Consider the following 19,884-nt stretch of genomic DNA (forward strand, 5'->3'; position numbering starts at 1 on the left):
CGCCCGCGAGTCGGCTTCCCCGCCAGGAGTACCGGATGCACCGCAGCGCCGCCCTTGCCGCAGCCGCCCTACTCACCGCCGCCGTGGCCGTGCCCGCCGCGGCGTCGTCCGCCTCGCCCGTGCCCGACCGGCCCGGCACCGTCGCTGTCGCGGAACTGCCCGAAGCGGTCCCCGACGCGGCGCCGGCCGCCAAGCCGTCGCGCGGGCTGTTCCTGACCCTGTCGGGCGCGGAGAACACCTGGATCCGCGGCGTACTGCTGCACTGCAGCCCGGCGCCCGCGGGCCCCCACCCGGAGGCCGAGGCCGCGTGCGCGGCACTGGACGCGGCCCGCGGGGACCTGGACCGGCTGTCCGGGGAGCGGCACCCGTGCACGAAGCAGTACGACCCGGTGACCGTCAGTGCCACCGGTGCCTGGCGCGGCAGGCCGACCGCCTGGCACAAGACCTTCGCCAACGCCTGCGAACTCGCGGTGGCGACCGGGGCCGTCTTCCGCTTCTGACCGCCCGCCCGCGGCGGAGCGGGGACGTGACCGGCTCAGGTGCCCTTCGAGGCCACCACTCCGATCGTCACCGCGCCGAGCACCACCCAGGCGAACCAGAGCCAGCCGTTGCTGCCGAGTGCCGCCGTGTACGCCGTCACGACCACCAGGGCCCCGACGGTCAGCACACCCATCGCTTTCGTCGAACCGGACATGTGTGCCCTCCTTCGACGGCGGGGGCCGTCGAGGACAATCGTCGCCCCTGAGTAGGGCCCGGCGCTACCGGCCGGTGACGACTCTCGCGGGCCTCAGTTGCCGCGCGCCTGGAGCGAGGCGAGATAGGCGTTGTACGCCGCGAGCTCCTGGTCACCGTCGCGGTCCGCCGCCCGGTCCCTGCGCTTGGCCAGCCGCTGGTCCGAGCGGTACCACTGGAAGACCAGCGCGAGCAGTACGACCACGGACGGGATCTCGCTGAAGGCCCAGGCGATCCCGCCCGCCGCGTTCTGGTCGGAGAGCGCGTCGATGCCGAGGGAGGCCGGGGGATTGCGGTACGCCCCGATCATCGGCTCCGTCGCCATCATCAGCGCGATGCCGAAGAAGGCGTGGAAGGGCATGCCGGCGAACAGCTCCAGCATCCTCATCACATAACCGGGCCGGTGCGGCCCCGGGTCCACGCCCATGATCGGCCAGAAGAACACCAGGCCGACCGCGAGGAAGTGCACCATCATCGCGATGTGCCCGGTCCTCGACCCCATCAGGAAGTCGAACAGCGGGGTGAAGTACAGCCCGTACAGGCTGGCGATGAAGAGCGGGATCGTGAAGACCGGATGTGTGACGATCCGCATGTAGCGGCTGTGCAGCAGCATCAGCAGCACCTCGCGCGGCCCCTTGCGGCCGCGGCCGGCGACGGGCAGCGCGCGCAGCGCCAGCGTGATCGGAGCACCGAGCAGCAGCACGATCGGCGACAGCATGCTGATCACCATGTGCTGCACCATGTGCACGCTGAACATGACCATGCCGTAGTCGTTCAGCTTGGTGCACATCATCAGCGCGATGCTCAGCACACCGACGGTGAACCAGACGGTCCGGCTCACCGGCCAGCTGTCGCCGCGCTTCCGCAGCCGTGCCACACCCCAGCCGTACAGGCCGAGCGCGAGGAGGCAGCCGACGAGGAAGAACACGTCCGGTGAGAACTCGAGGCCCCGCCCCAGCGTGAACGGCGGCAGATCCATCGTCGTGCCGTGCCCGCTGTGATCCATCTGTGCACTCCCGGAGGGCTTCCTGACCCGTACCGGTGATTCGTACGGGATGTCCGCTTGCTCGCACCAGAGTAGAACCGCCCCCGGTCGCGGCTGCGACCGGGGGCGGTTCACCGGATTCCATGCGGCTCGGCGGACGGGTCAGAGGACCGTCTCGGCCTCTTCGTACCGCTCCACCGGGACCGTCTTCAGGGTCTCGGTGGCCTCTGCGAGGGGCACCATCGTGATGTCGGTGCCGCGCAGCGCCGTCATCATGCCGAACTCGCCGCGGTGCGCCGCCTCCACCGCGTGCCAGCCGAACCGGGTCGCGAGGACACGGTCGTAGGCGGTGGGGGTGCCGCCGCGCTGGACGTGGCCGAGGATCACCGGACGGGCCTCCTTGCCGAGCCGCTCCTCCAGCTCGACGGAGAGCTGACGGGCCACGCCGGCGAACCGCTGGTGGCCGTAGATGTCCTTGCCGCCCTCGTCCCACTGCATCGAGCCCTCGCGGGGCTTCGCGCCCTCCGCGACCACCACGATGGCGAACCGCTTGCCCGCCTCGAAGCGCGCGCCGACCCGCTTGGTCAGCTCCTCGATGTCGAAGGGGCGCTCCGGCACCACGATCGCGTGCGCGCCGGCCGCCATGCCGGAGTGCAGCGCGATCCAGCCGGTGTGCCGGCCCATGACCTCGACGATCAGGACGCGCTGGTGCGACTCGGCCGTCGTCTTCAGACGGTCGAGCGCCTCCGTGGCGACGCCCACGGCGGTGTCGAAGCCGAAGGTGACATCGGTGGAGGAGATGTCGTTGTCGATCGTCTTGGGCACGCCCACGATCGGCAGACCGCCCTCGGACAGCAGACGGGCCGCCTTGAGGGTGCCCTCACCGCCGATGGGGATGATCGCGTCGAGGCCCAGATCGGCCACATGTCCCTTGGCCCGCTCCACGCCGTCGCGCAGATGCGCGGGCTGGACCCGGGAGGAGCCGAGGATCGTGCCGCCGCGGGCCAGGATGCCGCCCACCGCGTCGAGGTCGAGCTTGCGGTAGTCGCACTCCAGGAGGCCCTTCCAGCCGTCGTGGAAGCCGATGACCTCGTCACCGTGGTCGACTACGGCGCGGTGCACGACGGAACGGATGACGGCGTTCAGACCGGGGCAGTCGCCGCCGGAAGTGAGCACACCAATGCGCATTGCCCGAAAACCTTTACAACGTGGGCGGACTCCCGGACCACGTCGTCCGGTCGGTTCCGTGCCACCCTACCGGCGCGGGGCGGGGGTTCTGAAACGGGCGTCCGCCTGGTGGGACCGCGCCCACGGCCCCTCCGCTCAGCTGAGCGAAGGGGCCGCAGAATGGGTGCTCGGGTGAGCGGAGGGACCGTCAGGCGGGCTGTGTCGCGGCCGCGATCCGCTCCGCCCGCAGAGCCTCGTACCAGCGGTCGTCCGTGGGCGGCAGCGCGTTCACATCGAGGGCCAGCTTCAGCAGCAGATCCGCGATCTGCGGGTTGCGGGCCATCACGGGGCCGTGCATGTACGTGCCGAAGACGGTGTCGTTGTACGCCCCCTCCGTGCCGTCACCGGTGCCGTTGCCCCGGCCGAGAACGGTCCGGGCGAACGGACGCGCCGTCGGGCCGAGATGCGTGATGCCCTGGTGGTTCTCGAAACCGGTCAGCTGGGGCAGGCCCAACTGCGGGTCGATGTCCGCCAGTACGTCACCGACGCAGCGCTCGCCCTCGCCGCGGGTGGACACCACGTCGATCAGGCCGAGGCCCGGCTCGCGCTCACCGAGGTCGTTGATGAACTCGTGGCCGAGGATCTGGTAGCCGGCGCAGACCGAGAAGATGATGGCGCCGTTCGACGCCGCCCTGCTCAGGCCGCCGTCGCGGCGCAGCCGCTCGGCCGCCAGCCGCTGCGGACGGTCCTCACCGCCGCCGATCAGGTAGATGTCGCCGGAGGTGGGCACCGGCTGGTCGCTGCGTACGTCGATGCGCATCACGTCGAGACCGCGCTGGCGGGCACGGCGCTCCACCACGAGGGCGTTGCCCTGGTCGCCGTAGGTGCTGAGCAGGTCCGGGTAGACCCACACCAGACGCAGGCTGCTGTCACTCATTCTCATCGGTCCTCTCCGTCCGTCCACCGGTCAGTTGCCGACACGACGGCGTACGTCCTGGAAGGCTGTGTAGTTGGCGATCAGCTCGATCCTGCCGGGCGGGGCGCTCTGCACCGCCTCGTCGACCGACTCGCACACACGGAAGTCCAGGCCCGCCACTTCCAGCCGCACCGCGAGGTCCAGCCTGCGGTCGCCGATCACGTAGATCGGGTGGCCGGCGAGACGGGTGTAGTCGACGTCCCACAGCCAGGAGGTGTCCGTGCCGTCCGCGCCGCGGGCGTTGACGGAGAGGATCACCGGCGTCGGCGGCGGGTCGATCAGCGAGAACGTCTCGAGCCAGCCGGCCGGGTTCTTCGCCAGCAGCAGCCGGACGTCACGGCCGAGGAAGGAGACGACGTCGTACCGGCCGGCCACGGCCTGCACCTGGTACATGCGCTCCAGGGCGACCTGTGGCGGCACACCGAAGCAGGCGGCGACAGCGGCGGAGGTGGCGGCGTTGGCCTTGTTCGCGCGGCCGGGCAGTTGCAGGTGGATGGGCCAGGCCGAGCCGTGCGGGTCGATGACGTGGTCACCGCTGAGCACCCAGCTCGGCGCCGGACGGCGGAAACCGCACTCGCCGCAGAACCAGTCGTCGCCCGGACGCTGCATCACACCGCCGCAGGACGGGCAGGACCAGGCGTCGTCCTTCCACTCCTGGCCTGCGGCGACCCACACCACGTTGGGGGAGGAGGAGGCGGCCCACACGACCAGCGGGTCGTCCGCGTTGGCGATGACCATCGCCTTCGAACCGGCAAGCCCCTCACGCCACTTCTCGGCCAGCATCCTGGTCTCCGCGGCGCGGTCCAGCTGGTCGCGCGACAGGTTCAGCAGCGCGATGGCCTTGGGCGTCACATCCCTCGCCACACCGGCGAGGTACTTCTCGTCGACCTCGATCACACCGAAGCGGGCGTCCGAGCCGCCCGCCAGCGCCGAGGTGATACCCGCCGGCATGTTGGCGCCGAGCGCGTTCGAGACGACCGGGCCACTGGCCCGCAGCGCCTCGGCGATCAGCCTCGTCGTCGTGGTCTTGCCGTTGGTCGCAGAAACGAGGACCACGTCCAGGTGCTGCGCCAGCCTCCCCAGCAGATCGGGGTCGAGCTTGAGCGCCACCCGGCCGCCGATCACCGATCCGCTGCCGCGCCCGGCGGCGCGGGACACCGCTGCTGCGGCCTTGCCCGCCGTCACGGCCAGCTTGGCTCGCGGCGTCAGGGGCTCCGAGTTGCCTGACATCGTCCTTGATCCTCCTTGCATCGGTCGGGACTCAGCCTATCCAGCTCCGGTCGGCCGCCCGCACCGCGGCACCGTCGGAAAAGGTGGAGGTCACGGGTGAACGGGTGGGAACGTACGCTGGGCGCCATGCGAAACCGGCCGATCCCCGGCAGTACCGGACGCGTCAGGCCGATGAGCCTGCTCGCGGATCCGGTCCTGCACAAGCCCTGTGAGACCGTGACCGACTTCGGCCCGGACCTCGGGCGACTCGTCGAGGACCTCTTCGCGACGATGTACGCGGCCCAGGGTGTCGGTCTCGCCGCGAACCAGGTCGGTGTCGGGTCGAGGGTGTTCGTCTACGACTGTCCCGACGACGAGGACGTCCGCCACCTCGGACACGTCGTCAACCCCCGCCTCGTGGAGGCGGACGGCGTCACGGTCCGCGGTCCGGAGGGCTGTCTGTCGCTGCCCGGCCTGGAGGCCGGCACGGAACGCTTCGACCGCGCGGTGGTCGAGGGCGTGACCTGGGAGGGCGAGCCGGTGCGGGTGGAGGGAACCGGGTTCTTCGCGCGCTGCCTGCAGCACGAGTGCGACCACCTGGAGGGGCTGGTGTACGCGGACCGGCTCACGCCGTGGCGGCGGGCGCGGCTGGCGAGGGCGGTACGGAAGGCGTCCTGGGGGACGCCGGAGCGGGTGGAGCGGGTCCGGCCGGGGGCGTAGCGCCTGCGGCGGGCTGTTCCCCCCACCCCGCCCCTTCCCGATACCGGGCTCCGCGCTCCGCGCGGTGTTTGGGGCGGCCCCCTGCCCCCCGGACCCCCGCGCCTCGAACGCCGGCCGGGCCGCACATCGATGCGGCGGGAAGGGGGAGAACGGGCGCCGCGGACCTCAGAAGCCGGGGCCGTCCGCCCGGTCCTCGACCTGGAAGAGGCGGCCGCACAGCAGATCCGTCAGGCTGGCGACCAACTCCGCCCGCGAGCACGGCCGTTCGCCGAGCCACCAGTCGCCCGCCGCATGCATCATGCCGACGATGCCGTGGCCCCAGACGCGGGCCACCAAGTCTCCGCCGGGGCCCAGGTCGACGCGGTCGGCGATGACCGTGCCGAGTTCCTCGCCGAGGCGCCGCAGCAGCGGCGCCGAGTGGCGGCCCACGTCGAAGCCCGCTTCCGAGGGCTGGTTGTCCTCCGCCGGGTGCATCAGGAAGCGGTACACCTGGGGCCGTGCCTCGATCGCGGCGAGATACGTGTCCAGCGTGCCGGCGACCCGCTCCCTGCGGTCGACGTCCGCGTCCACGGCCACCTGCAGCGCTCTGAGGAGCGCGTCGGTGTGGCGCTTGGCCAGGGCCCGGTAGAGGCCGCCCTTGTCACCGAAGTGACGGTAGAGGATCGGCTTCGTGATGCCCGCTTCCGCGGCGATGGCGTTCATGGAGGCGTGGGGCCCGTCCCGGAGCACCACCCGGTCGGCGGCCTCGAGGAGCTCCCGGCGCCGCTGGTCGGCCGACCGCTGGTGTTGTGTGGTCTCCATGTGTTTCTCCCCGCCCGGACGATTGCGTGACGCTTGCGCAAAGTAACACCCTGCCGCAATGGTCACATGATCGGGCCATGGCTGGTTGACAGGGGCTACCGGTCGGTAACAGACTGCTTGTTACCGCAGGTAACATGCAGGTTGTCGCAAGTGTTCTGGAGGGGACATGACCGAGTTCACGCTCGATCTCAACGAGGATCAGAAGCAGGTCCGTGACTGGCTCAACGGTTTCGCCAAGGACGTCATGCGACCCGCCGCCGCCGAGTGGGACGAGCGTGAGGAGACCCCCTGGCCCGTGATCCAGGAGGCGGCCAAGCTCGGAATCTACTCCCTCGACTTCTACGCCCAGCAGTTCTTCGACCCCACCGGCCTCGGCATCCCGATGGCGATGGAGGAACTGTTCTGGGGCGACGCCGGCATAGCGCTCTCCATCGTCGGCACCGGGCTCGCCGCCGTGGGCGTCCTCGCCAACGGCACGGAGGAGCAGATCGGCACCTGGATCCCGCAGATGTACGGCGACGCGAACGATGTGAAGGTCGCCGCCTTCTGCTCCTCGGAGCCGGACGCCGGTTCCGACGTCGCCTCCATGCGCACCCGCGCCGTGTACGACGAGGCGAAGGACGAGTGGGTGCTCAACGGCACCAAGACCTGGGCGACCAACGGCGGTATCGCAGGCGTCCACGTCGTCGTCGCCGTGGTCGATCCCGAACTCGGCTCCAAGGGCCACGCCTCGTTCATCGTCCCGCCGAACACGCCCGGTCTGTCCCAGGGGCAGAAGTTCAAGAAGCACGGCATCCGCGCCTCGCACACCGCGGAGGTCGTGCTCGAGGACGTCCGCGTTCCCGGCGGCTGCCTGCTCGGCGGCAAGGAGAAGCTGGACGAGCGCCTGGCGAGGGCCCGCGAGCGGGCGAAGGCCGGTGGCGGCGAGCGTGTGAAGAACGCGGCTATGGCCACCTTCGAGGCCTCCCGCCCCGCCGTCGGGGCCATGGCCGTCGGCACCGCCCGCGCGGCCTACGAGGTCGCGCTCGACTACGCCACGACCCGGGAGCAGTTCGGCCGCCCGATCATCGACAACCAGGGCATCGCCTTCCAACTGGCCGACATGCGCACCCGGATCGACGCCGCGCGTCTTCTGGTGTGGCGCGCCTCGTGGATGGCGACCACCGGCAAGCCGTTCACCTCCGCCGAGGGCTCCATGTCGAAGCTGTTCGCCAGCGAGACCGCCAAGCAGGTCACCGCCCAGGCCATCCAGATCCTCGGCGGCAACGGCTTCACCCGCGAGTACCCGGTGGAGCGCATGCACCGCGACGCGGCGATCTACACGATCTTCGAGGGCACCAGCGAGATCCAGCGTCTGGTGATCGCCCGCACCCTGTCGGGCATGCCCATCCGCTGACCCCGGCGGGCAGGACGAAGGCTCCGGACACCCCTTCGGGGAGCCGGAGCCTTCCGTGTACCGATTCAGCGCCGTGTCAGCTTCTCGATCAGCATCGAGGGCAGCAGCAGCGCCACGAAACCGAGCTTGAACAGCACCGGCGAGACCACCACCCCCAGGACGATCCCCAGCACGAACGATCCGTACGGCATCTCGTACCCGATCAGGGGCAGTGTGCCGCCCACGAACGCCTCGTAGGCGGCCCAGACGCCCAGCGCCAGACCGAGCACACCGCCGACGAAGCCGACGCCGACCGGCCACATGGCGTCGTCGTCACCGCGTTTCTTCCCCACCGCATCCCCCCCGGGAAATGGCAGCCCTGACGTCGCACCCCGCGACGTCAGGCAGACAGTACTGCCTCGACGGCCGCCAGCACCTCCGGCGACTCCGGTTCGGTACCGGGACGGAAACGGGTCACCTCGCCCCGCGGGGAGATGAGGAACTTCTCGAAGTTCCACTGGATGTCGCCGGCCTCGCCCTCGGCGTCCGCGACCTTCGTCAGCTCCGCGTACAGGGGGTGACGGCCTTCGCCGTTCACGTCCGTCTTCTCCAGCATCGGGAAGGACACCCCGTACGTCGCCGAGCAGAACGTGGCGATCTCCTCGCGCTGCCCGGCTCCTGGCCCCCGAACTGGTTGCAGGGCACGCCGAGGACCGTGAAGCCCCGGTCGCCGTACTCCTTCTGCAGCCGCTCGAGGCCCGCGTACTGCGGGGTCAGTCCGCACTTGGAAGCCACATTGACCACCAGGACCGCCTGGTCCCGGTAGTCGCCGAGCGAGGTCGCCTCGCCGGACAGGGTGCGCAGCGGGATGTCGTACAGAGTCATCGAAGCTCCTCACAGGGTCGCCGCCCCGCGGCCGGACGGCCGCACCGGTGGACGACCGATGAAAACACAGGTGCGCCCACGGCGGAGTACGGGCGTCACGTCGGACAACGCCGCCGGGGACGGCGATCTTCCCCCGTGGCCGGAGGGCCACGGCCCGGCGGCCGGCTACACCGGCCGGAACAGGCCCTCCTGCACCACCGACACCAGCAGCCGGCCCTCACGGTCGTAGATCCGGCCGCGGGCGAGCCCACGGCCGCCCGTCGAGATCGGCGACTCCTGGTCGTAGAGGAACCACTCGTCGGCGCGGAAGGGCCGGTGGAACCACATGGCGTGGTCCAGCGAGGCCATGTCGAAGCCCCGGCGCCCCCACAGCGGCTCGACCGGGATGCGCACCGCGTCCAGCAGCGTCATGTCGCTCGCGTACGTCAGCGCGCAGGTGTGCACCAGCGGATCGTCGCCGAGCGGGCCGACCGCACGCATCCAGACGGCGCTGCGCGGGTCGGCGTCCTTGATCTCGTCCGCAGTCCAGCGCAGCCGGTCCACGTAGCGGATGTCGAACGGCTGGCGCCGGGCCATCCGCTCCAGCGCCTCCGGCAGCTCGCCCAGATGCTCCCGGATCTCCGTCGCCACGGTGGGCAGCGACTCGGGGTCCGGGAAGTCGAGACGCGGCGGCAGCTGGTGCTCGATGCTGCCCGGCTCGGGGCGGTGGAACGACGCCGTCAGGTTGAAGATCGTGCGTCCCTCCTGCACCGCGGTGACCCGGCGGGTGGTGAACGAGCGGCCGTCCCGGACCCGTTCGACCTGGTACACGATCGGCACCCCGGGGCGTCCCGGACGCAGGAAGTAGGCGTGCAGCGAATGGACCGGACGGTCGCCGTCCGTGGTCCTGCCCGCGGCGACCAGGGCCTGACCCGCCACCTGCCCGCCGAAGACACGCTGGAGGGACTCGTTCGGGCTGAGTCCCCGGAAGATGTTGACCTCGATCCGTTCCAGATCGAGCAGATCGACCAGACGCTCGGCCGGATTCGTCATCCTTGAGTTCTCCCTGTCACAGCCGGCCGACGGACGTGACCCGCACGACCGCCCGGCCCTCTTCGTCGGAGGCCGCCAGATCGACCTCCGCGCTGATACCCCAGTCATGGTCGCCGTTCGGGTCGGCGAAGGTCTGCCGCACGCGCCACAGGCCGTGCGCCGCGTCCTCCTCGATGGACAGGAGCTTCGGACCGCGGGCGTCGGGGCCGGTGCCCAGGTCGTCGTACTCGTCCCAGTACCCGTCCATCGCCTCGCCCCAGGCATCCGCGTCCCAGCCCGACTCGGCGTCCATCTCGCCCAGTTCGCCCACCCGGTCCAGGGCGGCCAGCTCCACCCGGCGGAACAGCGCGTTGCGGACCAGCACCCGGAAGGCGCGGGCGTTCGCCGTGACCGGCTTGACCTGGTCGGCCTTCTCCTGCGCCTCCTCGGCCGTCTCCACCTCCGGATTGGCGAGCTGCTCCCACTCGTCCAGCAGGCTGGAGTCGACCTGGCGGACCATCTCACCGAGCCAGGCGATCAGGTCCTCGAGGTCCTCCGTCTTCAGGTCGTCCGGGATGGTGTGGTCGAGCGCCTTGTACGCGCTCGCCAGGTAGCGCAGCACGATGCCCTCGGTGCGGGCCAGTTCGTACCAGGAGGTGAACTCGGTGAACGTCAGCGCCCGTTCGTACATGTCACGGATGACGGACTTCGGCGACACCGGGTGGTCGCCGACCCAGGGGTGCGACTTCTTGTAGACGTTGTAGGCGTGCCACAGGAGCTCCTCCAGCGGCTTCGGGTACGAGATCTCCTGGAGACGCTCCATGCGCTCCTCGTACTCGATGCCGTCCGCCTTCATCCTGCCGACGGCCTCACCGCGCGCCTTGTTCTGCATGGCGGCGAGGATCTGACGCGGATCGTCCAGCGTCGACTCGACGACGGAGACCATGTCCAGCGCGTAGGACGGGGACTGGGGGTCGAGCAGGTCGAAGGCGGCGAGGGCGAACGTCGACAGCGGCTGGTTCAGCGCGAAGTCCTGCTGGAGGTCGACGGTGAGCCGGACGGTGCGGCCCTCCGCGTCGGGGGTGTCCAGCTGTTCCACCACTCCGCCGTCGAGCAGCGAGCGGTAGATGGCGATGGCCCGGCGGATGTGGCGCAGCTGGGCCTTGCGCGGCTCGTGGTTGTCCTCGAGCAGCCGGCGCATGGCCTCGAAGGCGTTGCCGGGCCGGGCGATCACCGAGAGGAGCATGATGTTGGTGACCCGGAAGCGGGAGGTCAGCGGCTCGGGCTCGGACGCGATCAGCTTCTCGAAGGTGCTGTCCGACCAGGCGACGAAGCCCTCCGGGGCCTTCTTCCTGACCACCTTGCGGCGCTTCTTCGGGTCGTCGCCGGCCTTCGCGAGCGCCTTCTCGTTCTCGATGACGTGCTCGGGCGCCTGCGCGACGACCAGGCCCGCGGTGTCGAAGCCGGCCCGGCCCGCACGCCCCGCGATCTGGTGGAACTCACGTGCCCGCAGCGTCCGCACCCGGCTGCCGTCGTACTTGGTGAGCGCCGTGAACAGCACCGTGCGGATGGGGACGTTGACGCCGACGCCGAGCGTGTCGGTGCCGCAGATGACCTTCAGCAGGCCGGCCTGGGCCAGCTTCTCCACCAGCCGCCGGTACTTGGGCAGCATGCCCGCGTGATGCACACCGATGCCGTGCCGGACATAACGGGACAGGTTCTTGCCGAACTTGGTGGTGAACCGGAAACTGCCGATCAGGTCGGCGATCTTGTCCTTCTCCTCGCGCGAGCACATGTTGATGCTCATCAGCGACTGGGCGCGCTCCACGGCCTGCGCCTGGGTGAAGTGGACGATGTAGACCGGCGCCTGCTTCGTCTCGAGCAGCTCGGTCAGCGTCTCCGTGATCGGCGTCAGCCGGTACTCGTACGAGAGAGGCACCGGCCGGGTCGCCGACCGGACGACGGTGGTGGGACGGCCGGTGCGGCGGGTCAGGTCCTTCTCGAACATCGAGACGTCACCGAGGGTCGCCGACATCAGGATGAACTGGGCCTGCGGCAGCTCCAGGATCGGGATCTGCCAGGCCCAGCCGCGGTCCTGCTCGGCGTAGAAATGGAACTCGTCCATCACCACCTGGCCGACGTCGGCGTGCTTGCCGTCGCGCAGGGCGATCGAGGCCAGCACCTCCGCGGTGCAGCAGATGACCGGCGCGTCGGCGTTCACGGACGCGTCGCCGGTCAGCATGCCCACGTTCTCCGTGCCGAACAGCTTGCACAGGTCGAAGAACTTCTCTGAGACGAGGGCCTTGATCGGCGCGGTGTAGAAGGTGACCTGGTCGTTCGCCAGTGCCGCGAAGTGCGCGGCCGCCGCGACCAGGCTCTTCCCTGAGCCGGTCGGGGTCGAAAGGATCACGTTCGCCCCGGAGACCACCTCGATCAGCGCCTCCTCCTGAGCCGGATAGAGCGTGATGCCCTGGCCCTCCGCCCAGGAGGAGAAGGCTTCGTACAGGGCATCGGGGTCGGCGTCTGGCGGCAGCTGATCGATAAGGGTCACACCCCCATCTTGCCTGTCCCGGGCCCGGATGAGGGAACCGGCCGTGAGCGGCAAGATCATGACCGATACGCTGCCCTGTCAACTGGGGTCAGGCACAACAGCGATGGGGCGACGATGGGGCGGGAACGCACATGATGGGACCGGCGCACTCTCTGTCCGGGGCGGCCGCCTGGCTGGGGGTGGGAGCGGCGACCGCCGCGGCGGGGCATCCGATGCCGTGGCCCGTCCTCGTCGTCGGAGCGCTGATCTGCGCGGGCGCGGCACTGGCGCCCGACCTGGATCACAAGGCGGCGACGATCTCACGGGCCTTCGGGCCCGTGTCACGCGGGCTGTGCGAGATCGTCGACAAGCTGTCGTTCGCCGTCTACAAGGCGACACGGAAACAGGGCGACAAGCGCAGGACCGGCGGGCACCGGACGCTGACGCACACCTGGCTGTGGGCCGTCCTCATCGGCGCGGGCGCCTCCGCCCTGGCGATCTTCGGCGGCCGGTGGGCCGTCCTCGCGATCCTCTTCGTCCACATGGTGCTGGCCGTGGAAGGACTGCTGTGGCGGGCCGCCCGGGTCTCCAGCGACATCCTGGTCTGGCTGCTGGGAGCGACCAGCGCGTGGATCCTCGCCGGCGTCCTGGACAAGCCCGGCAACGGCGCGGACTGGCTGTTCACCGCCCCCGGCCAGGAGTACCTGTGGCTGGGCCTGCCGATCGTCCTCGGCGCCCTCGTCCACGACATCGGCGACGCCCTCACCGTCTCCGGCTGCCCGATCCTGTGGCCGATCCCGATCGGCAACAAGCGCTGGTACGCCGTGGGCCCGCCGAAGCCGATGCGCTTCCGGGCCGGGAGCTGGGTGGAGCTGAAGGTGCTCATGCCGGCGTTCATGCTGCTGGGCGGGGTGGGCGGGGCGGCCGCGCTCAACTTCATCTGAGGTGCCCGGCGGCCGGCCCCGCGCGGAACGGGCGGGGGCCGGCTACCGGGGCTACCCGTGCCAGGAGCGCCAGAGCGCCGCGTACGCACCGTCCGCGGAGACGAGCTCGTCGTGACTGCCGAGCTCGCTGATCCGGCCCTCCTCGACCACCGCGATCACGTCGGCGTCGTGCGCGGTGTGCAGCCGGTGCGCGATGGCGACGACCGTGCGGCCGTCGAGGACACGGGACAGCGAGCGCTCCAGGTGGCGGGCCGCCCGCGGGTCCAGCAGCGAGGTGGCCTCGTCCAGCACCAGCGTGTGCGGGTCCGCGAGGACGAGGCGCGCCAGCGCGATCTGCTGTGCCTGCGCCGGGGTCAGCGAGAGCCCGCCGGAGCCGACCTCGGTGTCCAGACCGTCGTCCAGCGCCCGCGCCCAGCCGTCCGCGTCCACCGCGCCCAGCGCGGTCCACAGCTCCTCGTCCCCGGCGGAGGAGCGGGCGAGGAGGAGGTTGTCCCGCAGCGAGCCGACGAAGACGTGGTGCTCCTGGTTGACCAGGGCCACGTGCTCCCGCACCCGCTCGGCCGGCATGCCGGACAACTCGGCCGAGCCGAGCGTGACATGGCCGCTGCGCGGCGCGTAGATGCCCGCGAGCAGCCGGCCCAGCGTGGACTTGCCGGCGCCGGACGGGCCGACCAGGGCCATGCGGGTGCCGGGCGGCACCTCCATCGAGACCTTGTGCAGCACGTCGACGCCCTCGCGGTAACCGAAGTGCACCCGGTCGGCGCGGACGTCCCGGCCGTCGGGACGCAACCGGTCGTCGCCCGCCTCCGGTTCGATCTCCCGCACGCCCACCAGCCGCGCCAGGGACACCTGCGCCACCTGGAGCTCGTCGTACCAGCGCAGGATCAGGTTCACCGGGTCGACCATCATCTGGGCGATCAGCGCGCCGGTGGTCAGCTGGCCGATCCCGATCCAGCCCTGCAGCACGAACACGCCGCCGATCATCAGCACGGAGGTCAGCACGGTCGCGTGGGTGAGGTTGATGACGGGGAAGAGGACGGACCGCAGATAGAGGGTGTACCGCTCCCAGGCCGTCCACTCCTTGATGCGCCGGTCGGAGAGGGCGACGCGGCGCGCCCCGAGCCGGTGCGACTCCACGGTGCGGCCGGCGTCGACGGTCTCGGCGAGCACGGCCGCAACCGCCGCGTAACCGGCGGCCTCCGAGCGGTACGCCGACGGTGCGCGCCTGAAGTACCAGCGGCAGCCGACGACGAGCAGGGGCACCGCCACCAGTACGGCGGGCGCGAGCGGCGGCGCGGTCACGGTGAGCCCGCCGAGGAGCAGCACGATCCAGAAGACGCCGATCGTCAGCTGCGGCACGGCCTCGCGCATGGCGTTGGCGAGGCGGTCGACGTCCGTGGTGATACGGGACAGCAGGTCGCCCGTCCCGGCGCGTTCGAGCACACCCGGAGGGAGCCCCACCGAGCGCACGAGGAAGTCCTCGCGCAGATCGGCGAGCATCCGTTCGCCCAGCATCGCCCCGCGCAGGCGCACCAGCCGGACGAAGACCGCCTGGACGACGAGGGCCACCGCGAACAGGGCGGCCGTGCGTTCCAGGTGCAGGTCGCGCGCTCCGTCCGCCGCCTTCTCCACGAGCGAACCGAGGAGCCACGGACCGGCCATCGAGGCGACGACGGCGACCGTGTTGACGGTGACGAGGAGCGCGAAGGCGCCGCGGTGCCGCCGCAGCAGCTCGCTCACGTACGCGCGCACGGTGGCCGGCGTGCCCACCGGCAGGGTGGTCGCCGTGCGGAGGGCCGCCGGATCGTACTCCGGTGGCGCCAGGCCGATCATGCTGTCTCCTCGATGTCTTCGGTGCCGGCCTTGGTGAACCGTGCCGCGACGGGGCCGCGCGGGGCGGCCACGAGGCGCTGCTCCGATTCGGTCTCCCGGGTCACGACCGCCCGGTAACGGGGTTCCGTGCGCAGCAGTTCGCGGTGCGCGCCGACCGCCACGACCTCGCCCTCGTGGACCAGGACGACCCGCTCGGCACGGTCGAGCAGCAGCGGCGAGGACGTGAACAGGACCGTGGTGCGGCCCGCGCGCAGCTTCCGCACGCCGTCCGCGATCCGCGCCTCCGTGTGCGAGTCGACGGCCGACGTCGGCTCGTCGAGCACCAGCACCTCGGGGTCGGTGACCAGCGAACGCGCCAGCGCGAGCCGCTGCCGCTGGCCGCCGGACAGGGAGCGCCCGCGTTCGGTGATGGGCGCCTTCATGGGGTCGTTGTCGAGGGACGCCTGTGCCAGCGCGTCGAGGACGTCACCGGACTCCGCCGCGGTCAGCGCCCGCTCGGCGGTGACCGCGCCCGAGGCGGGGACGTCGAGCAGTTCCGTGAGGGTGCCGGAGAGCAGCACCGGGTCCTTGTCCTGGACGAGCACCGCGGTGCGGGCCTCTTCGAGCGGCCGGTCGTCCAGCGCGACGCCGCCGAGCAGCACGGAGGGCAGGCCGTCCGGTTCCGCCGGGTGGCCGCCGAGTCGTTCGGCGAGCCGTCCCGCCGCGTCCGGGTCGCCGCAGACGACGGCGGTGAGCGTTCCGGCCGGGACGAGAAGGCCGGTCGCCGGGTCGTAGAGATCGCCGGCCGGCTCGCGTGCGTCGTCCGTGGGCGAGTCCTGCCGGGCGCTCCGCTCGAGGGACAGCACCCGGGCGGCGCGGCGCGCCGAGGGCCGGGAGAAGGAGTACGCCATGGCGATCTCCTCGAAGTGCCGGAGAGGGTAACTCAGCAGCATCACCGCGCTGTACACGGTGACCAGTTCGCCCACGGTGATCCGGCCCTCGCCGACGAGCCCGAGGCCGTACCAGACGACCGAGATCAGCAGCAGGCCCGGCAGCAGCACCTGGACGGCGGAGATGGCCGACCACATACGGGCGCTGCGGACGGCGGCGGTGCGGACCTCCTGGGACGCGTGCCGGTAGCGCTTCAGGAAGAGCTCCTCGCCGCCGATGCCGCGGAGCACCCGCAGCCCGGCGACCGTGTCGGAGGCGAGTTCCGTGGCGCGGCCCGCCTTCTCCCGCTGGACGTCCGCGAGACGGGTGGCCCGGGGGAGCAGCGGCAGGACGCCGAGGGCGAGCACCGGGACGCCGACGGCCACGAGGACGCCGAGGGCGGGCTGGTAGATCAGCAGGCCGACACAGACCAGCACGACGGTGAAGGCGGCGGCGAGGAAACGGGAGACCGCTTCGACGAACCAGCCGATCTTCTCGACGTCGCCGGTGGACACGGCCACCACTTCGCCGGCCGCGACCCGCCGGGTGAGCGCGGAGCCCAGCTCGGAGGTCTTGCGGATCAGGAGCTGCTGGACGCGCGCCGCGGCGGTGATCCAGTTGGTGACGGCCGTGCGGTGGAGCATGGTGTCGCCGACCGCGATGCAGACGGCGGAGACGGCGAGCAGCGCACCCGCCACGGCGAGGGAACTGCCGGACTTCTCCACGACCGCCTGGACAGCCCTGCCGACCCCGTAGGGAAGCGCCATGACGGAGACGAAGTGCAGCATCCCCCAGGACAGCGAGCGGAGTTGGCCACGCAGCTGCCGGCGTCCGAGCCAGAGGAGGAAACCCGGCCCCGACCGGACGTCCGGCAGACCGGGGTCGACATACGGAAGGTCGCGAATCTGCATGATGTCCCAGATCGTTCGGAAGGTCGGCACAGACCTGCCAGCCTCCCGCCCTGGGACGGGCGGCAGCAAACGATTTAATGCCGGTGCCCCGGGCCGGGGTCCGGTCGGTCAGCAGTGCGGTCCTGGGCTGTCGACCAGCGTGGAAAGCAGGCCGGCGAGGGTCTCGCGCTGCTGCGTGGTGAGGGGGGCGAGCACGTCCTCGGCGGCTGCCCGGCGCGCGTCGCGCAGGGCGCGCAGCGTGGCGCGGCCCTTGTCGGTCAACTCGATCCGGGTGACCCGGCGGTTGGCCGGGTCGGGCACCCGGCGGACCCGCCCGCCCGCCTCCAGGCCGTCGACCAGGCTGGTGACGGCGCGGGGGACCACCTCGAGACGCTCCGCCAGATCCGCCATCCGGGGCGGCTGTTCGTAGTGCGCGACGGTGCGCAGCAGTCGCGACTGGGCGGGGGTGATGGCTATGTCCGCCGACTGGAGCTGGCGCTTCTGGCTGCGGTGGAGCCGGCGGGTCAGCCGGAGCAGCTGCTCGGCGAGCAGGCCGTCGGCGTCGGGGGTGCTCATGCCGGGAACAATATCAGGACCTTGTTCATTGTGAGTATAGGTAACAATGAGCTAGGCTCTTACATCGCATCCCTGCCTGAGGAGACCATTGCGGCCCGAACACACCACCTGGACACCACCGCCCAAGGACCCGGACCAACCGCCCGCCGAGGTGCGGCGGATCCTGCGGCTCTTCCGGCCCTACCGCGGCCGGCTCGCCGTCGTGGGCCTGCTCGTCGGCGCCTCGTCGCTGGTCTCCGTCGCCTCGCCGTTCCTGCTGCGGGAGATCCTCGACACCGCGATCCCGCAGGGCCGCACCGGGCTGCTGAGCCTGCTCGCCCTCGGCATGATCGCCACCGCCGTGATGACGAGCGTCTTCGGTGTGCTCCAGACGCTGATCTCCACCACCGTGGGCCAGCAGGTGATGCACGACCTGCGCACCGGGGTCTACGCACAGCTGCAGCGGATGCCGCTCGCCTTCTTCACCAGGACCCGCACCGGCGAGGTCCAGTCGCGCATCGCCAACGACATCGGCGGCATGCAGGCCACCGTGACGTCGACGGCCACCTCCCTGGTCTCCAACCTCACGGCGGTCGTCGCGAGCGTCGTCGCCATGCTCGCCCTGGACTGGCGGCTCACCGTCGTCTCCCTCGTCCTGCTGCCGCTGTTCGTCTGGATCAGCCGCCGGGTCGGCCGCGAGCGGAAGAAGATCACCACCCAGCGGCAGAAGCAGATGGCCGCGATGGCCGCCACCGTCACCGAGTCCCTGTCCGTCAGCGGCATTCTCCTCGGCCGCACCATGGGCAGGGCCGACTCCCTCACCAGGTCCTTCGCCGAGGAGTCGGAGCGCCTGGTCGACCTCGAGGTGCGCTCGAGCATGGCCGGCCGCTGGCGGATGTCGACCATAGGGATCGTCATGGCGGCCATGCCGGCCCTCATCTACTGGGCCGCGGGCTTCGCGCTCCGGACCGGCGGGCCCGCGATCTCCATCGGCACGCTCGTCGCCTTCGTCTCGCTCCAGCAGGGCCTGTTCCGGCCCGCCGTGAGCCTGCTCTCCACCGGGGTGCAGATGCAGACGTCGCTCGCCCTCTTCCAGCGGATCTTCGAATATCTCGACCTGCGCGTCGACATCACCGAGCCCGCGCAGCCCGTGGCACTCGGCAAGGTCCGGGGCGAGGTCCGCTTCGAGAAGGTCGGCTTCTCCTACGATCCCGCGCAGGAGCGGCCCACCCTCGACGGCATCGACCTGACCGTCCCCGCCGGGGGCTCCCTCGCGGTGGTCGGCCCGACCGGCTCCGGCAAGTCCACCCTCAGCTACCTGGTCCCCCGGCTGTACGACGTCACCGACGGCCGGGTCACCATCGACGGCGTCGACGTACGGGACATGGCCTTCGACACGCTCGCTCAGACGGTGGGGGTCGTCTCCCAGGAGACGTATCTCTTCCATGCCTCCGTCGCCGACAATCTGCGCTTCGCCAAGCCGGACGCCGGCGACGAGGAGCTCGAGGCCGCCGCCCGCGCCGCGCAGATCCACGACCACATCGCGTCCCTCCCCGACGGGTACGACACCCTGGTCGGCGAGCGGGGCTACCGCTTCTCCGGCGGGGAGAAGCAGCGGCTCGCCCTCGCCCGCACCATCCTGCGCGACCCGCCGGTCCTGGTTCTCGACGAGGCGACCAGCGCACTCGACACACGTACCGAGCACGCGGTGCAGCAAGCCATCGAGTCCCTGTCACGCGGGCGCACCACGATCACCATCGCCCACCGGCTCTCCACCGTCAGGGACGCGGACGAGATCGTCGTGCTCGACGAAGGGCGCATCGCCGAGCGCGGCAGCCACCGCGTACTCATGGAGCGGGACGGCCGCTACGCCGCCCTCGTCCGCAGGGACGCCCGGCTGACCCCTGTCACGCCCTGACGGCGCCCGCTCGGCGCCCGCGCGCCCTGCCCCGCGCGCCCCTGCCCCGCACGGTCTGCCCCGCCCGGTCCGCCCGCACGCGACGGCGCCGCCGCTCCCGTGGGACGGGGAGCGGCGGCGCCTTTCGTGAACGATCGTCAGACGAGCCAACCCACGAAGTGGACGACGCCGGCCAGCAGGTTGGTGATGAAGTTCATGGTGATGCTGTCTCCTCGTACATGGTGCTCATGATGGGACTGCGCAGTCGCCGCGGTCTGCAGCCCGTCGCTTGCGCACCGTAAGCATCCCGTGCGGCAAGGGCGTTGGGCCCGCCGAGCCCGTACGACCACACGTTCTGGGGAACAACCGCGCTAGCGTTCGTCTGTTCGCGCCCGGCTGGGTGGTCGGCGGGGGCGTCGTGTCGTCGGACGCCGGCTCCCCGGATCGGCCCGGGCACCGGGTTAG

General features: G+C 71.1%; 17 protein-coding genes and 1 pseudogene. 5 read left to right on the plus strand and 13 right to left on the minus strand.

What is annotated here, in order from left to right:
• Positions 1-35 precede the first annotated feature (35 nt).
• Complete coding sequence (locus tag SPRI_RS36545; RefSeq protein WP_063805366.1) at positions 36-500, plus strand: SSI family serine proteinase inhibitor; 465 nt, start codon at positions 36-38, stop codon at positions 498-500.
• Between the two features lie 35 nt (positions 501-535).
• Here the strand turns inward: SPRI_RS36545 and SPRI_RS38960 are convergent, their stop codons facing one another.
• The 5 genes from SPRI_RS38960 to SPRI_RS31490 all read right to left on the minus strand — a co-directional run bounded on the left by SPRI_RS38960 (position 536) and on the right by SPRI_RS31490 (position 5,090).
• A complete protein-coding gene (locus SPRI_RS38960) occupies positions 536-694 on the minus strand; it encodes a hypothetical protein (RefSeq protein WP_005320397.1) in 159 nt (52 codons plus the stop codon).
• Positions 695-787: 93 nt separating this feature from the next.
• Positions 788-1,738, minus strand: a complete 951-nt coding sequence (locus SPRI_RS31475; protein WP_005320399.1) for a cytochrome c oxidase assembly protein — start codon at positions 1,736-1,738, stop codon at positions 788-790.
• 141 nt (positions 1,739-1,879) lie between these two features.
• Positions 1,880-2,905 carry a 6-phosphofructokinase gene (locus tag SPRI_RS31480; RefSeq protein ID WP_005320401.1) on the minus strand — a complete coding sequence of 342 codons (1,026 nt, stop codon included), beginning with the start codon at positions 2,903-2,905 and terminating at the stop codon, positions 1,880-1,882.
• A 187-nt stretch (positions 2,906-3,092) separates the two neighbouring features.
• Positions 3,093-3,821: a type 1 glutamine amidotransferase gene (locus SPRI_RS31485; protein WP_005320403.1), complete on the minus strand. Its 729-nt coding sequence runs from the start codon at positions 3,819-3,821 to the stop codon at positions 3,093-3,095.
• A 30-nt stretch (positions 3,822-3,851) separates the two neighbouring features.
• Positions 3,852-5,090, minus strand: a complete 1,239-nt coding sequence (locus SPRI_RS31490) for a MurT ligase domain-containing protein (protein ID WP_005320405.1) — start codon at positions 5,088-5,090, stop codon at positions 3,852-3,854.
• Positions 5,091-5,216: 126 nt separating this feature from the next.
• On the opposite strand from SPRI_RS31490, the gene def reads away from it, so the two are divergent.
• Positions 5,217-5,789 (plus strand): peptide deformylase, encoded by a 573-nt coding sequence (gene def / locus SPRI_RS31495; protein ID WP_005320407.1) that lies wholly within the window; start codon positions 5,217-5,219, stop codon positions 5,787-5,789.
• A gap of 165 nt (positions 5,790-5,954) precedes the next feature.
• Here def and SPRI_RS31500 read toward each other — a convergent pair whose 3' ends face one another.
• Positions 5,955-6,590 carry a TetR family transcriptional regulator gene (locus SPRI_RS31500; RefSeq protein WP_037775340.1) on the minus strand — a complete coding sequence of 212 codons (636 nt, stop codon included), beginning with the start codon at positions 6,588-6,590 and terminating at the stop codon, positions 5,955-5,957.
• A 166-nt stretch (positions 6,591-6,756) separates the two neighbouring features.
• Here SPRI_RS31500 and SPRI_RS31505 point away from each other — a divergent pair, with 166 nt between their 5' ends.
• Entirely contained in the window at positions 6,757-7,986 is a 1,230-nt protein-coding gene (locus tag SPRI_RS31505) for an acyl-CoA dehydrogenase family protein (RefSeq protein WP_005320411.1), read from the plus strand.
• Positions 7,987-8,051: 65 nt separating this feature from the next.
• Here the strand turns inward: SPRI_RS31505 and SPRI_RS31510 are convergent, their stop codons facing one another.
• The 4 genes and pseudogenes from SPRI_RS31510 to SPRI_RS31525 form a co-directional block, all read right to left on the minus strand.
• On the minus strand, positions 8,052-8,318 hold the full coding sequence (locus SPRI_RS31510; RefSeq protein ID WP_005320413.1) for a hypothetical protein: 267 nt from the start codon (positions 8,316-8,318) through the stop codon (positions 8,052-8,054).
• Positions 8,319-8,365: 47 nt separating this feature from the next.
• A pseudogene (locus tag SPRI_RS31515) lies at positions 8,366-8,850 on the minus strand (glutathione peroxidase).
• A gap of 165 nt (positions 8,851-9,015) precedes the next feature.
• Positions 9,016-9,882, minus strand: coding sequence for an acyl-CoA thioesterase (locus SPRI_RS31520; RefSeq protein WP_005320417.1), 867 nt, complete (start codon positions 9,880-9,882; stop codon positions 9,016-9,018).
• A 16-nt stretch (positions 9,883-9,898) separates the two neighbouring features.
• Positions 9,899-12,472: a DEAD/DEAH box helicase gene (locus SPRI_RS31525; protein ID WP_005320419.1), complete on the minus strand. Its 2,574-nt coding sequence runs from the start codon at positions 12,470-12,472 to the stop codon at positions 9,899-9,901.
• A gap of 71 nt (positions 12,473-12,543) precedes the next feature.
• Here SPRI_RS31525 and SPRI_RS31530 point away from each other — a divergent pair, with 71 nt between their 5' ends.
• Complete coding sequence (locus SPRI_RS31530) at positions 12,544-13,335, plus strand: metal-dependent hydrolase (protein ID WP_005320420.1); 792 nt, start codon at positions 12,544-12,546, stop codon at positions 13,333-13,335.
• A gap of 51 nt (positions 13,336-13,386) precedes the next feature.
• On the opposite strand, the gene SPRI_RS31535 is transcribed toward SPRI_RS31530, so the two are convergent.
• The 3 genes from SPRI_RS31535 to SPRI_RS31545 form a co-directional block, all read right to left on the minus strand.
• Positions 13,387-15,168 (minus strand): ABC transporter ATP-binding protein, encoded by a 1,782-nt coding sequence (locus SPRI_RS31535; RefSeq protein ID WP_053557553.1) that lies wholly within the window; start codon positions 15,166-15,168, stop codon positions 13,387-13,389.
• Positions 15,165-16,988 (minus strand): ABC transporter ATP-binding protein, encoded by a 1,824-nt coding sequence (locus SPRI_RS31540; protein WP_037777140.1) that lies wholly within the window; start codon positions 16,986-16,988, stop codon positions 15,165-15,167. Before SPRI_RS31540 ends, SPRI_RS31535 begins: the two co-directional genes overlap by 4 nt.
• A gap of 108 nt (positions 16,989-17,096) precedes the next feature.
• Entirely contained in the window at positions 17,097-17,543 is a 447-nt protein-coding gene (locus SPRI_RS31545; RefSeq protein ID WP_005320425.1) for a MarR family winged helix-turn-helix transcriptional regulator, read from the minus strand.
• Positions 17,544-17,631: 88 nt separating this feature from the next.
• Between SPRI_RS31545 and SPRI_RS31550 the strand changes: the two genes are divergently transcribed.
• Positions 17,632-19,440: an ABC transporter ATP-binding protein gene (locus tag SPRI_RS31550; protein ID WP_005320427.1), complete on the plus strand. Its 1,809-nt coding sequence runs from the start codon at positions 17,632-17,634 to the stop codon at positions 19,438-19,440.
• The last annotated feature ends 444 nt before the right edge of the window (positions 19,441-19,884 follow it).

This window comes from Streptomyces pristinaespiralis (assembly GCF_001278075.1).
GTDB classification, from domain to species: Bacteria; Actinomycetota; Actinomycetes; order Streptomycetales; family Streptomycetaceae; genus Streptomyces; species Streptomyces pristinaespiralis.